The sequence below is a fragment of the Virgibacillus carmonensis genome, from assembly GCF_057836705.1.
The window spans coordinates 1-14167 of sequence record NZ_JBYQFJ010000002.1 but is presented as its reverse complement, the minus strand read 5'-3'; the positions used below and the strand labels follow the sequence as shown (position 1 = coordinate 14167).

Here is a 14167-nt window from a genome sequence, read left to right as displayed (position 1 = left end):
ATTTATGGGGCATTAACCTCTACAACACCTTCATAAACCCCTTTGAATACATCTGCGAAAGCATCAACTGTATTACTAAGTTCACTTTTGTTGTTATCGATACCTCCTACTTCTAATAAAAGTGACTTGTTCGAAATATCTTGGTTATAAACCCCGTTGCCTTCAGATTTTGTTTTAACATAAATCCCTTTACTCAATCCTGGATATTTTTCTTCCATTTTTTCATGGATTTTTTTTGCAAACAGTAAATTTGCCTCGTGATTTTCGTGCGCCTGACCAACCACAAAATAGAGCCTTGCATAACTCTTTCCATTAATAGTAGTAGTTGTGCTTGTTTTTCTGGCTGAATCCCTGTGAATATCGATATAGTATTCAATTGTTGAATGTTGTGATGCAGCAGTTTCAACATACTTTCGAGATAAAGCATAGGAATTACCATAATCCCATCCATTATCCCTTAAATCTTTCGCTACATTTGTTTGATTATGGAAAGTATTAATCCCATATTCTTCAAATTTCTTAGATAACAGTGAACCAACAAGAACCACATTTTCATTATTATCAATAGATGAAGAATCACTCGGTTTAACATCTTCATCTATTAAAGGTAGATATCCTTCCCAACTATGAGAATGATAAACAAAAACAGAAGGGTTCTGTTGATTATTGTCTTGGTTATTTGTTTCATTTGAATCCTCTTTAGTCGTGTCTACTGTTTTTTCTTCATTCGAATCTTCATCTTTAAGTAATTCCTCAAAATTTGGTGGAGGTGATTCCTGTGGTAAATTTGAATAATCCGATCCCTCCCCTGCAATATAAATCTCGGTATTAGCTAAATTGAATCCTGGCAGTTCTTGCATGAGTAATGTAGTTATGTTGTTAGTTTTAATTCCAGTCACAGTCTCTAAGGCTAATTTAGATAAAGAAGGGGGTTTAAGTTCACCGCTTAACGAGTCCTTAAATTGAGGGATTTCTTCTCCTATTAAAAAAAGAAATGTATTTGTAAAGGGTTCTGAATTTACCATATGTTCAAGGCTTTTGAATTGCAATATTTTAATATGTACAGAAGGTGTGCTAATAAATACCGTTGTTGCAAATATCATTATAAAACTACCTAAAGTAAGTATAATAAGGTTTTTAGTGCTTTTTATAGTATTTGTATGCTTCATTTTTTATCACCTCTATTTGTATCTATGAAGATAGTAACAAGAATAGAAGTTAATTTGATGTTACACTAATTTAAACAGCACAGTTTCAAGATTAAAGAGGTGAATACGTAAATGGGAAAATGGTTTCCGAGGGTTTACGATACAGCAATGAAGCCTCTTGAACGAACCAAGTTTAGAAAAATAAGAACTATCTTTATAGCCAGGGCAGTAGGTAGGGTGTTGGAGGTCGGTTCAGGTTCAGGAGTTAATTTCCCTTTTTATAAGAATGTTGATCAGATAGATGCGATTGAGCCTAACCCTTTAATGAGAGAGCTATCACTTAAACATATAAGTGGATCTCAAAATCAAATTCGAATATATTCAGCCGAAGCGGAAAGGCTTCCATTTGACGATAATACCTTTGATACCGTGGTAGCAACGCTTGTTTTCTGTACCATTCCAGATCCCGGTAAAGCACTTGAGGAAATCAAAAGAGTTAGTAAACCAGGGGCTAAAATTTTACTTTTTGAGCATGTCAGAATGGACCATAAACCCTTGGCGAAAGTGCAAGATGTACTGACACCACTATGGAAGAAGGTCTGTGATGGATGTCATTTAAATCGTGATACATTAGAATCGCTGAACCGAACTCGGATGGAAATCAAGCATGTAGATTACTATTATAAAGGTCTTTTTGTAACTGTCGAAGCGATTAATGACAAATAGTCCTAGAAGCTAATTAACATGAGTATAAATGTGATCGGAATGGGCAAATTATCTAGCAAATCTATCGATAAAAAGGAGGGACTGGATTGGGAGTATTATCAACATCACCAGCTAATATGGATTCGTGTATTGAAGCGTGCGTGAAATGTCTAAGAGCATGTGAAGAATGTCTAACAGCCTGTTTGCAAGAACCTGATGTGCAAGCAAGGATTAAATGTATTCAAACATTAAATGACTGTGCAGATATTTGCAATCAATCAACACAATTCATGTCGCGTAATAGTTCATTTTCAGTACAATTGTGTGGTCTATGTGCAACGATTTGCGAGCAATGTGCTTCAGAATGTGGCCAAATGAAAGATACACACTGTCAAGAATGCGCGAAAATATGTCAACAATGTGCAGAAGAATGCCATAAAATGGCTGGTTAATATGTACACATGAAAATTAGGAGACTGCTGTTTTGTTAGTACAGCTATCTCCTTTTTTATGTTTGAACATTTTTAATTCATTTTCATAGAGTATAGTGATAATAAGATCAAGTGAATACTTATCAGCATTTCCAAAATATGTTAGACCAATGAATCATAAAAAAACAGGTGTGGATTCTCTAGAGAATCCACACCGTTTTTTTATGAAAAAATAAGCCTTAGGTCTTAGTAAAAGATATGGCTCAGGCTCATTATACGAAATTCAGATAATCGGTATGATGAATATAAGATAAAAGGAAGGAGGCAGAACAAATGAAAAAGTTTATGTTGTTTATTGGAGGTTTAGTCGCTTTATTGATTCTACTTTCGATGCTCGGACCAATAATTTTATTAGGTATCAGCGTCTGGTTGCTTTATGTAATATTTAAGCAATTTATCAAAAGCGATTCAACAATTGGAAAAATCGGTTGGGTTGTTGCAGGCCTTGTTGTGATTAGTATTGGTCTTTCTAATATCTATGCTGTGATTGGTGTTGCTGCAGCAATTGTGTTGTACTTAATTATCAAGAATTGGAAAAGCGATAAGCATGAATCACATGAACAAACAGTGGTAGAAGATGATCCATTTAAGAATTTCGAGAGACAATGGGCCGAATTAAATAATTAAAAATGAGGAGAGAAGTAATATGACAAACGTATTTACACGAATGAAGGATTCCATTTCAGCAGATCTTCACAATATGATCGATCAAAAAGAACAAAAGAATCCGATAGCTGCGTTAAATCAATATCTACGTCAGAGTGAGCAAGAAAAGGAAAAAGTAAGAAAGCTTGTAGAGCGTCAATATCGATTGAAAGATGAATTCACAAGTGAATATCATAAGGCACAGGATTTTGCTGATAAGCGCTTGAAGCAAGCTAATATTGCTGAAAACGCAGGCGAGAATGAAATGCGTGAATTTGCAATGAAAGAGCACGAAGATTATCAATCAAGAGCAAATAGATTAAAATCCTCTCGCGAAGAGTCTGTTGAACAACTAGAAATGCTTGAACAAAAATACGAAGAAATGAAGTACAAACTAAAGGATATGCATTTGCGTCGCATGGAGTTAATGGGCCGTGAAAATGTAGCACATGCAAATCATCAACTAAATCGTGCTGTAGAAGGCTCTTCAGATAAACCAATAGCTCGATTTACTGAAATGGAGCGCTATATTGAAGACTTAGAGTTTAAAGTTAATAGTTCTTACTATCGAAACACGTTTGACAGTAAGATTGAAAAGCTTGAAAAAGAAATGAACACAGACAAAAAAGCTGATAAAAACTAAAATTTTTCATATGCAGCTTTTTATGAAAAAATGATATACTAAAGCAGGCGCAGTACTCTGCGTCTTTTTATTACATAAACAAAAGGGGGTCACCTTATGTTTCAGAGATTATCAACAGATACATTAAACTGGATATTAATTATTGGGGTGATCCTCTTTATCATAGAAATAACCTTTTTTGGTGGAGGCATGATCATATCTGCCTTGTTTTTTGGTTTATTTATATATATTGGTTGGAAAAGGTTTTATAGACTATGGGGGAAAATTTTCTTTTGGATCGGCATCATTGGTCTAGCGTTTGCTGTTTTTAATATGATGGCTATCAGATTTCTTATTATAGCAGGTATCCTATTATTCATTGTCAATTATTCTAAGTCTAAAAAAGAACCTGATCATATTCAACCTGGCATTACTTCACAAGAAGATGTTAACCAAGAAACAATCATTAAAACGAAAGCCTTATTTAATCATAAAGTATTTGGGGATCAGGAAACCATGGACCAAGCGTATCAATGGCACGATATCAATATACATGGAGCTTTTGGTGACAGAGTCATCGACCTAAGCAATACCGTTTTACAAGATGAAACGGCTGTCATTTCGATTCGTCACCTTGTTGGTAATATTGAAATTTATATTCCGTATGAAGTAGAAGTTAGCATACACCATAGTTCGGTATTTGGGCGTGCACATATTTTTGGCCTCCATCACCAGAAATTGATGAATCAATCTTTATTATATAGAACAGAGAAGTATGAATCTACTTATCCTCAAGTCAAAATCATTACGTCTTTACTGTCTGGAGACATCGAGGTGAAGCGGATATGAATATAATGATGCGTCACGTTATCACAGCGGTTTTATTCAGTGTATTTATATCATTTATGGTGATTGGTGTAACACTGATTACCTTTCCTTTAGATAGTTGGTCATTACTTAAAAATCAGGAAATTGCGAATTTTTCTTACTTGTTATTGGTTTTTATTATCCCTGTTGTTGCTGGGTTTATAATAGGTGTATCTACAGGATTTTATTGGCGGCAACGACTCCATCGAATTGATCGGCAGTTGGACGAAATAGTCAAAGGCCAAAAACTGACAATGGAAGAGGAACCCCATAAAGAATTAAACACAATTCAACAACGGATGGAACAGGTACAAGAAAAATTCAGGTTGCAAGCGGAACATTCCCAGCGAATGGTGACAGAAAGAGCGAATGAACGGGAAAAAAGTCTCCAGGAAGTAGTTGTGCAGGAAAGAAATCGCCTTGCGAGAGAATTACATGATTCTGTTAGTCAACAATTATTTGCAGCATCCATGATGATGTCAGCAATAAATGAAAATGATTTACCAGATATAGAGACTGGTAAACAACAACTTCGTATGGTGGAAAAGATGATCCATCAGTCCCAGTTAGAAATGAGAGCTTTATTACTACATCTCAGGCCAGTCGCATTAAAAGGTAAATCGCTACAAGAAGGCGCCCAGGAATTATTGCTTGAATTAAGGCAGAAGGTTCCAATGGAGATTGAATGGAAAATAGAAAAATTCACCGTTGAAAAAGGAATTGAAGATCAGCTATTTCGAATTCTACAAGAGTCTGTATCCAATACATTGCGGCATGCTAAAGCTACGACTTTACATGCATTATTAATTGAACGGGACGATACAGCTATTTTACGAATAGAGGATAATGGAATAGGATTTGATGTCGAAAAAGTCCGTACAAGCTCATATGGCGTGCAAAATATGAGCGAAAGAGCGAGCGAAGTTGGTGGAACTTGTAAAATTATCAGTCTACCAAATGAAGGAACTCGAGTAGAGGTGAAAATTCCACGCTTGAAAAAAGAAGGTGAAAACAATGATTAAAGTGTTATTTGCGGATGATCATGAAATGGTCAGAATTGGGGTGACAGCCTATTTATCCGCGCAAGCCGATATTGAGGTGGTGGCAGAAGCGGATGATGGCGGTGAAGCAGTTGAAATGGCTTTGGCTTTAAAACCCGATATCATTTTAATGGACCTGGTCATGAAAGAAATGGACGGTATTGAAGCAACGAAGCAAATTATTGAACAATGGCCAGAAGCAAAGGTTATAATTGTTACAAGCTTTATCGATGATGAAAAAGTATATCCCGCTCTCGAAGCAGGAGCTACAAGTTATATGTTGAAAACTTCAAAAGCTAGTGAAATTGCTAAAGCAATACGTTCTACTTTTGGAGGGCAATCTATTTTAGAACCTGAAGTGACTGGAAAAATAATGACCAGAATGCGGACACAGCCAGTTGATCAGTTGCATGAACAGCTGACAAGCAGAGAAATGGAAATTTTAATGTTAATAGCACAGGGAAAAACAAATCAGGAAATTGCTGACTTGTTATTTATCGCATTAAAAACGGTAAAAGTACACGTCAGCAATATATTAGGTAAACTTGAGGTTCAAGATCGTACCCAGGCAGTCATTTATGCGTTTAAGCATGATCTGGTGAAATAGAAAAAACAGTTCAGGTTGGTTATCGACTTGAACTGTTTTTTCATTTTTTTGAAAAAAGGGTTGCATTTTTTAAACCAATAGCATAGACTGTTTTATAACAGAAACACAATAAACTAAACTGTTATATAAAAGAGGTGGGAATTTGATGAACACTAAGTGTCAGCAGTGTGGGGATAACATTGACGTAAAGAACTACATGCTTGAGTGTGAATACTGTTTATCTAAGAAAGAAGAGTAAATTTTTTTGGGTTTATTGTACTATAACAATAAAATTATTATATACTGTATCATAACAGTGTGTACTACAAGGAATAAAAGGTATAAAACTTTTGAAGGGAAGTTTAAAAATAGCAATGGATCTATTTTATCAGCTAATTGGTGAAGAAAACGGTCACTAAGTTCTTAATTATTCCGGCATATAATCTATTTAATCCAAGGGGGAAATTGGAATGGAGCAAAATCGTGTCAGTAACTTAAAGGATAGATGGAAAAGTGATTTACGATGGGTAGGAGTGGAGCGGCCATACACAGCGGAAGATGTTATCAGGTTACGGGGATCAGTTGATATTGAACATACACTTGCTAGAAAGGGGGCAGAAAAACTGTGGAATCTTATCAACACAGAGGAGTATGTGAATGCGCTAGGTGCTTTAACAGGAAATCAAGCTGTTCAACAGGTAAAAGGCGGCCTTAAAGCCATTTACTTAAGTGGTTGGCAAGTTGCTGCAGATGCCAACTTGGCAGGTCATATGTACCCTGATCAGAGCCTATATCCTGTAAATAGTGTTCCACAAGTTGTGAAGCGGATTAATCAAGCATTGCAACGCGCTGATCAAATACACTTTGCAGAAGGTAATGGAGAAATTGATTGGTTTGCACCCATTATTGCCGATGCTGAGGCAGGGTTTGGTGGTCAATTAAACGTATTTGAATTGATGAAATCCATGATTGAATCAGGGGCAGCAGCGGTACACTTTGAAGACCAATTGTCCTCAGAGAAAAAGTGTGGGCATCTCGGTGGAAAAGTATTATTACCAACACAGACAGCTGTTCGGAACTTAATTGCTGCACGTTTTGCAGCTGATGTGATGGGGACTCCGACACTTGTCATAGCACGAACCGATGCAAATGCAGCGGATTTAATCACAAGTGATTTTGATCCACAAGATAACACGTTCATTACAGGTGAACGTACACAAGAAGGGTTTTATAAAACAAAAGCCGGAATTGACCAGGCAATCGCCCGTGGATTAGCGTACGCGCCTTATGCCGACTTGATTTGGTGTGAAACGTCTGAACCCAATTTAAAAGAAGCAAAACAATTTGCTGATGCCATTCATGAAAGATATCCAAATAAATTGTTAGCTTATAATTGTTCCCCGTCATTTAATTGGAAAAGCAAACTATCAGATAAAGAAATAGCAACTTTTCAAAAAGAATTGGGGGAAATGGGGTATAAGTTTCAGTTTGTTACATTAGCTGGTTTCCATGCACTGAACCATAGTATGTTTGAACTCGCTCGGAAGTATAAGGACGGGGGAATGGCAGCATATTCAGAATTGCAACAAGCTGAATTTGCTAGTGAAAAATATGGGTATAGCGCAACACGCCATCAACGTGAAGTAGGAACAGGTTACTTTGATGAAGTAGCACAGGTTATTTCAGGTGGTACCTCATCTACTACAGCCTTAAAGAATTCAACGGAAGCAGAACAGTTTTCGAAATAATATTGTCTTTGATTGGGGGCTTGTGTTAGCAAGTCCTTTTTAAATTGTAAAGAAAGTATAAACGAAAGTCTGTCTAGGTCCAGCGACTAGACACTCGAGACATAAGCAGTTCGCTTCCGCTCAAGGAAACCCATCCACACTGCACCGCTCTGCTTATGCTTGTCGTGTCTTTCAAGGCGCCCTGAGTTTTTCTTAATTGTCAGGTGGTTGCATCAGCATTTTAACGTGATTCATCAGCAACTTCGGGACTTCCATCAGTATTTGACCATGATTCACCGGCAACTTTCACCTTTATATCAGTAATTCAAGAAAATTGTGGAGTAAAAATCTGTCGAATAGGGTAAAAGAAGGTAATATAAAACTATTTTAGAAAGTATGAGTCGATGATTACGATATTAGCACAAAAACAAAATGTAGAGCGCATTGAAGAAATTACACTTGACGATCTTAATAATCATGCATATGACTGGTACTGGGTTGACTTTGAAAGTCCAACTGATATTGAAACAAAGCTTCTGGAGGTATATTTTCAGTTTCACCCTTTAGCAATTGAAGATTGTATCCATGAATTACAGCGTCCTAAGCTTGATTATTATGAGGATCACACATTTTTTGTTATTCATTCGGTGGAAAAACAATCATTAACAAAAAAAGAAATAGATATTTTTATGGGAGATAATTTTATTGTAACCTATCACAAACAGCAATCATCGTATACAGAATTAGTGAAAAGTTTGCTGAAAAGAAAAGATAACAATCATTCATATGATGAATATTACGTTTTCTATCAATTACTGGATTTTGTTGTAGATGAGTATTTCCCTATCGTTTATACAATTGAGGACCATATTAATGAAATTGAGGACAATACAAAAAAATTGTCGATGGAAAATTTATTAGAGCAATTATTCGATCGGCGTGGAGAACTATTAAAGCTACGTCAAATGGTACATCCGATGCGAGATTTATTGTACCGTATTTTGAATTCACATCATTTAGACGGGGTCCAGGAACGGAAGGAATATTTCGCGGATATACATGACCATTTAATTAAAGTAGCAGACATGGTTGCATCAAATCGGGAATTGACACAAGACATTAGAGATAGTTATTTGTCTTTAAATGCACAACAAACCAATCGAACGATGCAAGTACTTACTGTTATCTCCGTAATTTTCATGCCTTTAACATTTATTGTTGGCATTTATGGGATGAACTTCACATTTATGCCAGAGCTTGATGAGAAGTATGGGTATTTTGTCATTTGGGTCATAATGCTTAGTATTTCCCTCGGTATGTACCTTTGGTTTCGAAAAAAAGGATGGTTTGATTAATGAAAAAAGTTTACCTATTTTAAACGATAGGTAAACTTTTTTACATTTTAGAATGTAAGGAGCCTATGCCCCGTCTATGTCTAGATCAGAATCGCGCAACTAGTTTAGTAAACCTTTTTATATTCCATAATTTTTACAAAATATGTAATAAAAGAGGGAATTCTATCACAATTGAAACATAATTGTAATATAACTATTACATTCATGTCATTTTTGAATGATATACTACTAATTGCCTAAGAAAATAATATCAGAATACATAATATAAAAAATATAGATCACCTTACATACATAAATACTAGACATAGAGAAAACAAACATACAGGTGTGAAATAGGGGAAGCGGGGAATATCAATTGAAAAAATCGATAATAACTCTAACTACTGTGGCGGTGGTTGGTTTAGGGAGCATGTTCGTAAATAACACAGTACTAGCAGAAACGGCAGCAGATCTAAAAAACAAGCAATCAGAAATACAAAGCGAACGATCCGCTGTTCAAGCGAATCTATCAGTAGCAGAATCAAAATTAGTAGAAATAATGGTAGATTTAAAGAAACTTAATGAAAAGATAGAACAAGTAGATAGTGCATTAAAACAAAATCAACAAAAATTGAGTGAAACAAAAAATAAAATTGAAGATAAAAAAGCAGGAGTTAAAGCATTAGAAGACGAGATCAAGGATTTGGAAAAAGAAATAGAAGCAAGATATGAAGTTTTGGAAGACCGCATTGTGTCCTACCAAAAAAGCGGTGGGGACATCGGATATATGGATGTCATTTTTGGATCCAAAAGTTTTGGAGAATTAATAAGCCGCGTGTCAGCAGTAAATAAAATTACAAATGCAGACGCTGAGTTAATGAAAGAACAGGAAAAGGCTAAAAGCGAAGTAGAAGATAAACAAGGGAAAATTGAAAAAAAATTGACTGCTTTACAAGATATGAAAGTGGAACTTGAAGGTATGGAAGAAACAATTTTAGTACAAAAAGAACAAAACGGCGAAGCAAAAGAAGCGTTAAAAAACAAAAAACAAGATCTAGAAGTAATGAAAGAAGACTTAGAAATAAAAGATGGTTCACTAGCAGTAATTGAAGCAGAAGTTAATCAAAATATTGCCCAAAAAAGCATAGAACGTGAACGTGCAATTGCTGAGGCTGAAGAGGCTTCTACTGAAGATGGACAAACTTCTTCAAACGATAGTAATTCCAGTGAGTTAGCTACACTTGGTAGTGAAAGCTCAAATGCTTCTTCTACTAGCAATGAAAGTTCTAAACAAAGTTCAAACGATACAAAAAAGAAAGAATCTAAAGCAAATAAGTCAGTTGCTCCAGCTCCAGGTGGTGGAATAAGCACTGCAATCAACGCAGGATATCCACATCTTGGTACGCCATATGTATGGAATGGTGAAAGTCCAAGTGGGTTTGATTGTTCTGGATTTATAGCTTGGGCATTTAGACAAGGTGGAATTTCAGTTCCTTCAAGTACGTCTGGACTGCAAAATGTTGGACAGAAAGTTTCATATAGCAATATACAACCAGGAGATCTAGTATTCTTTGATACGTATAAAACCAATGGCCATGTAGGAATTTACGTGGGTGGAGGCAAGTTTATTGGTGCACAAAACTCAACTGGGTTAGCAGTTGCAAATATGACTAGTGGTTATTGGGCAGATGAATTTGAAGGACATGTTCGTCGCGTAAGATAAATAATAAGTCAAAGATCTATCTCTTAAAATGAGGTAGGTCTTTTTTTAAATATTCCCATTATAACTATTTTGAAACCTGGTTTGACTTTAGCCTTTAGCTTTTATTAATTACTAAAAGTAAAAGAGTATCTTTTAGTAAGTATTTAATGTATAATTATCCGTGGAAATTCAACCTATGACAATCATATGAAAAAGGAGTTATTTTTATGAATAATGTACAAAAACATCGTACTGCAACTCATGATATTGATCCAATTTATTTGCAAAGATGGTCACCACGTTCATTTTTAAATAAAGAAGTACCAGAAAGTGTTATTCATAGTATATTTGAAGCAGCAAGATGGGCACCTTCTGCGGCAAACATGCAGCCATGGCATTTTGTAGTGGCACGTAATGATGAGGACCGAGCGAAATTTCATTCGTTTATTTTCGATAACAATGTGGAATGGTGTAAAAATGCACCTGTGTTAATTGCTATTACTTCGAAAATGGATTCAGAACGATTTGGCGATAACGTAACACACGCTTTTGATACTGGAGCTGCTTGGGGTTACCTGGCGTTAGAAGCAACTCGTAAAGGATTAATCACACATGGCATGGGTGGTTTCGATAGGGATAAAGCAAGAGAAGTATTACAGGTTCCAGACAATTATGCAATACAAGCTATTATTGCACTTGGCTATAAAGGTGAGAAAGAATTACTGGAAGAAAAGTTCCATGAACGGGAAAAGCCTTCTAATCGTAAAGAAGTAGATACATTCATTTCGGAAGGTACGTTTACTAAAGAATAAATTATTTGTGGAGGGCATCAGCTATTAAGATGCGCTCTTTTTATTGTGCTTTAATTGCCAGTATCCTAATATTTTAGTTTTATAGAATTGGTGAATTGGGAACACAAAATGACTGCTAAAAAGCGCGTAATCGGTATAGCTATGCTAACTGCAATCGCAATTATTGGTGATTCTATGATGCTGATCGCAGAAACTACTCAAGCTAAAAGTTGGAATCTAGGTTTTCCCACTTATATTTGGATTATTTTACTAACTGGTTTCGTTATGGGCTTCATCGTTTTTGGTTTGTTTGCGATAACTTTAAGTTAGCTGGGCTTGGGACCCTTTTCTGGCACACGTTGTTGGAAGGAAACTTGATTCCCTTTCCGCAAAAAATAATTTACTTTATGTACCTTTACTTGGCGGATTTCTTCTTTTTGTAAACACAAAATCGATTGTTCCATTACTTTTATTCCTACTTGTTTTCCAAGTACTATCCATTGTTTTTGTCACAACTATCGATACAATAGCCACAAGCGCTGCAACCGGTTCAGATTCATTAAAAGTTATAACAGCGCATACAATCGTAATTGATGCCACAGCAATGGATCCGCTTTTATCTTTGGTATTAATATAGTATTTTGGTTTGCATGCAGTGTATTGGATTGCGAAACATTATTATCATTAGCTTTAGTCTGGTTTGGTTACAATCTTAATAAAACAAGAAATTAGTTAGTTAATTACAAGTTTAACTCATAATGAAAACGGTTATACTAAATATGTTAATCCTTTATATGGTAAAACTACTTAATTCACGCGTGTCTAAACTTACTTATGAAAACAAACTTATGTTATGGAAAGGACTTGTTATGGAAAAACATACATACAAAAATCCCGTATTTTTTATCTCAGTAATTATTGTTACTTTTTTAGTAATATTCGGTGCAGTTTGGCCAGAAAAATTTAAGACTGGTGCTGAAACATTATTTAGCTTCACAACCATTAACTTTGGCTGGTTTTATCTGTTAGCAGTATTCATTTTTGTATTATTTTTATTTGGGATATCCATTACGAAATACGGAAAAATTAGACTCGGACCAGCAAATTCCAGACCTGAGTACCCATTTTTCACTTGGATTGGAATGCTGTTTTCCGCTGGATTTGGTGCAGGATTGGTATTCTGGGGTGTTGCAGAACCAATGAGTCATTTTTTCAATACACCTTTTCCCGGATTAGAAGGACAAACAGAAGAAGCAGCGAGAGTGGCAATGGGGTATGCCTTTTTCCACTGGGGCGTTAGTCAGTGGTCAGTTTTCGCAATTGTAGGACTCGTAATTGCCTTCTTGCAATTTAAGAAAGGGAAAAAAGGATTAATATCGTCATCCATTAAACCTGTGATAGGTAAAAATAAAAGTATTGCAACTACGATTGATTCATTAGCTGTAATTGCGACCGTTATGGGTGTCGCAACCTCCTTAGGGTTAGGTATCCTGCAAATGACTGGTGGCTTGAAAACAGTATTTGGCGTGCCTGATTCATTGTGGGTACAACTTGCCATAGCTGGTGTTATGTTGCTGACATATTTACTTTCCTCCAGCACCGGACTCAACAAAGGGATTAAATACTTAAGTAATCTAAACTTGGGACTTTGTTTATTACTATTAGTTTTTGTATTTTTTACCGGACCTACCGTTTTTATTTTAAATACATTTGTTTTAGGCTTAGGTGATTATTTCACAAACTTTATTCAATACAGCTTACGACTATCGCCTTATTCAGGTGGAACGTGGGTACGTGACTGGACTATTTTCTACTGGGCCTGGGCAATTGCATGGTCACCGTTTGTTGGTGCATTTGTGGCTCGTGTATCAAAAGGCAGGACGATTCGAGAATTTGTAGTTGGCGTCTTAATTGTTCCACCTGCAATTGCATGTTTATGGATTGCTGCATTTGGTGGCACAGCGCTATTTAGTGATTTGAATAATGGTACCGGTATTGCAGAAGCGGTCAATAATGATCTGGCAGTAGCGTTATTTAAGACATTTGGTGGTTTACCACTTACGGATATTATGTCAGTATTGGCTATATTCTTGATCTTTACTTTCTTAGTTACATCAGCCGATTCAGCGACATTTATATTGGGTAGCATGACATCAAAAGGAAGTCTTAATCCGGGACTTACTGGTAAAATAATTTGGGGTATATTAATCACCGCCATTGCAGTAGTGTTGATAATAGCGGGTGGGTTAAATGCATTACAAACCGCATCGCTCGTATCGGCGTTACCATTTACCGTTATATTAATACTGATGCTCATATCGTTTGTAAGGATGCTTAAAGATGAACAACTTCCGAATAAAACGAGGAATAGAGATTAAATTGCATGCAGCTAAAGGACTCCCTTTAGCTGTATTTTTTTTATGAGCAAAGAAAAAAAGTATAAAATTTTGGCGATTAATTGTCTAGCTCCAGCGCCTAGACACTCGAGACATAAGCAGTTCGCTTCCGT

General features: G+C 36.0%; 15 protein-coding genes. 13 read left to right on the top strand and 2 right to left on the bottom strand.

The features are described 5' to 3' along the window. Window positions 1–2 precede the first annotated feature (2 nt). Entirely contained in the window at window positions 3–1169 is a 1167-nt protein-coding gene (spoIIP, locus tag AC3G7N_RS01370; RefSeq protein ID WP_489420346.1) for a stage II sporulation protein P, read from the bottom strand. Window positions 1170–1280: 111 nt separating this feature from the next. Here spoIIP and AC3G7N_RS01365 point away from each other — a divergent pair, with 111 nt between their 5' ends. From AC3G7N_RS01365 to AC3G7N_RS01310, 12 genes are all read left to right on the top strand, one after another. Next, window positions 1281–1874 (top strand): class I SAM-dependent methyltransferase, encoded by a 594-nt coding sequence (locus AC3G7N_RS01365; RefSeq protein ID WP_489420345.1) that lies wholly within the window; start codon window positions 1281–1283, stop codon window positions 1872–1874. 86 nt (window positions 1875–1960) lie between these two features. Beyond that, a complete protein-coding gene (locus AC3G7N_RS01360) occupies window positions 1961–2305 on the top strand; it encodes a four-helix bundle copper-binding protein (protein WP_489420344.1) in 345 nt (114 codons plus the stop codon). Between the two features lie 312 nt (window positions 2306–2617). Next, a complete protein-coding gene (locus AC3G7N_RS01355; protein WP_489420343.1) occupies window positions 2618–2971 on the top strand; it encodes a lmo0954 family membrane protein in 354 nt (117 codons plus the stop codon). A 19-nt stretch (window positions 2972–2990) separates the two neighbouring features. Continuing rightward, the gene (locus AC3G7N_RS01350; protein ID WP_489420342.1) at window positions 2991–3632 is read left to right on the top strand and encodes a PspA/IM30 family protein; all 642 of its coding nucleotides are present in this window, start codon (window positions 2991–2993) and stop codon (window positions 3630–3632) included. 96 nt (window positions 3633–3728) lie between these two features. Continuing rightward, window positions 3729–4460: a cell wall-active antibiotics response protein LiaF gene (gene liaF, locus AC3G7N_RS01345; RefSeq protein ID WP_489420341.1), complete on the top strand. Its 732-nt coding sequence runs from the start codon at window positions 3729–3731 to the stop codon at window positions 4458–4460. Then, the gene (locus tag AC3G7N_RS01340; protein WP_489420340.1) at window positions 4457–5500 is read left to right on the top strand and encodes a histidine kinase; all 1044 of its coding nucleotides are present in this window, start codon (window positions 4457–4459) and stop codon (window positions 5498–5500) included. The genes liaF and AC3G7N_RS01340 overlap by 4 nt, the downstream gene beginning before the upstream one ends. Continuing rightward, on the top strand, window positions 5493–6125 hold the full coding sequence (locus AC3G7N_RS01335) for a response regulator (protein WP_489420339.1): 633 nt from the start codon (window positions 5493–5495) through the stop codon (window positions 6123–6125). The genes AC3G7N_RS01340 and AC3G7N_RS01335 overlap by 8 nt, the downstream gene beginning before the upstream one ends. A 449-nt stretch (window positions 6126–6574) precedes the next feature. Further along, window positions 6575–7852, top strand: coding sequence for an isocitrate lyase (aceA, locus tag AC3G7N_RS01330; protein ID WP_489420338.1), 1278 nt, complete (start codon window positions 6575–6577; stop codon window positions 7850–7852). A 383-nt stretch (window positions 7853–8235) separates the two neighbouring features. Continuing rightward, a complete protein-coding gene (corA, locus tag AC3G7N_RS01325) occupies window positions 8236–9186 on the top strand; it encodes a magnesium/cobalt transporter CorA (protein ID WP_489420337.1) in 951 nt (316 codons plus the stop codon). A 355-nt stretch (window positions 9187–9541) separates the two neighbouring features. Continuing rightward, window positions 9542–10888: a C40 family peptidase gene (locus AC3G7N_RS01320; protein ID WP_489420336.1), complete on the top strand. Its 1347-nt coding sequence runs from the start codon at window positions 9542–9544 to the stop codon at window positions 10886–10888. A 206-nt stretch (window positions 10889–11094) separates the two neighbouring features. After that, window positions 11095–11679 carry a nitroreductase family protein gene (locus AC3G7N_RS01315; protein WP_489420335.1) on the top strand — a complete coding sequence of 195 codons (585 nt, stop codon included), beginning with the start codon at window positions 11095–11097 and terminating at the stop codon, window positions 11677–11679. An 87-nt stretch (window positions 11680–11766) separates the two neighbouring features. Further along, complete coding sequence (locus tag AC3G7N_RS01310) at window positions 11767–11988, top strand: hypothetical protein (protein WP_489420334.1); 222 nt, start codon at window positions 11767–11769, stop codon at window positions 11986–11988. 75 nt (window positions 11989–12063) lie between these two features. Here AC3G7N_RS01310 and AC3G7N_RS01305 read toward each other — a convergent pair whose 3' ends face one another. Further along, a complete protein-coding gene (locus AC3G7N_RS01305; protein ID WP_489420333.1) occupies window positions 12064–12258 on the bottom strand; it encodes a hypothetical protein in 195 nt (64 codons plus the stop codon). Window positions 12259–12527: 269 nt separating this feature from the next. Here AC3G7N_RS01305 and AC3G7N_RS01300 point away from each other — a divergent pair, with 269 nt between their 5' ends. Next, entirely contained in the window at window positions 12528–14036 is a 1509-nt protein-coding gene (locus tag AC3G7N_RS01300; RefSeq protein ID WP_489420332.1) for a BCCT family transporter, read from the top strand. Window positions 14037–14167 lie beyond the last annotated feature (131 nt).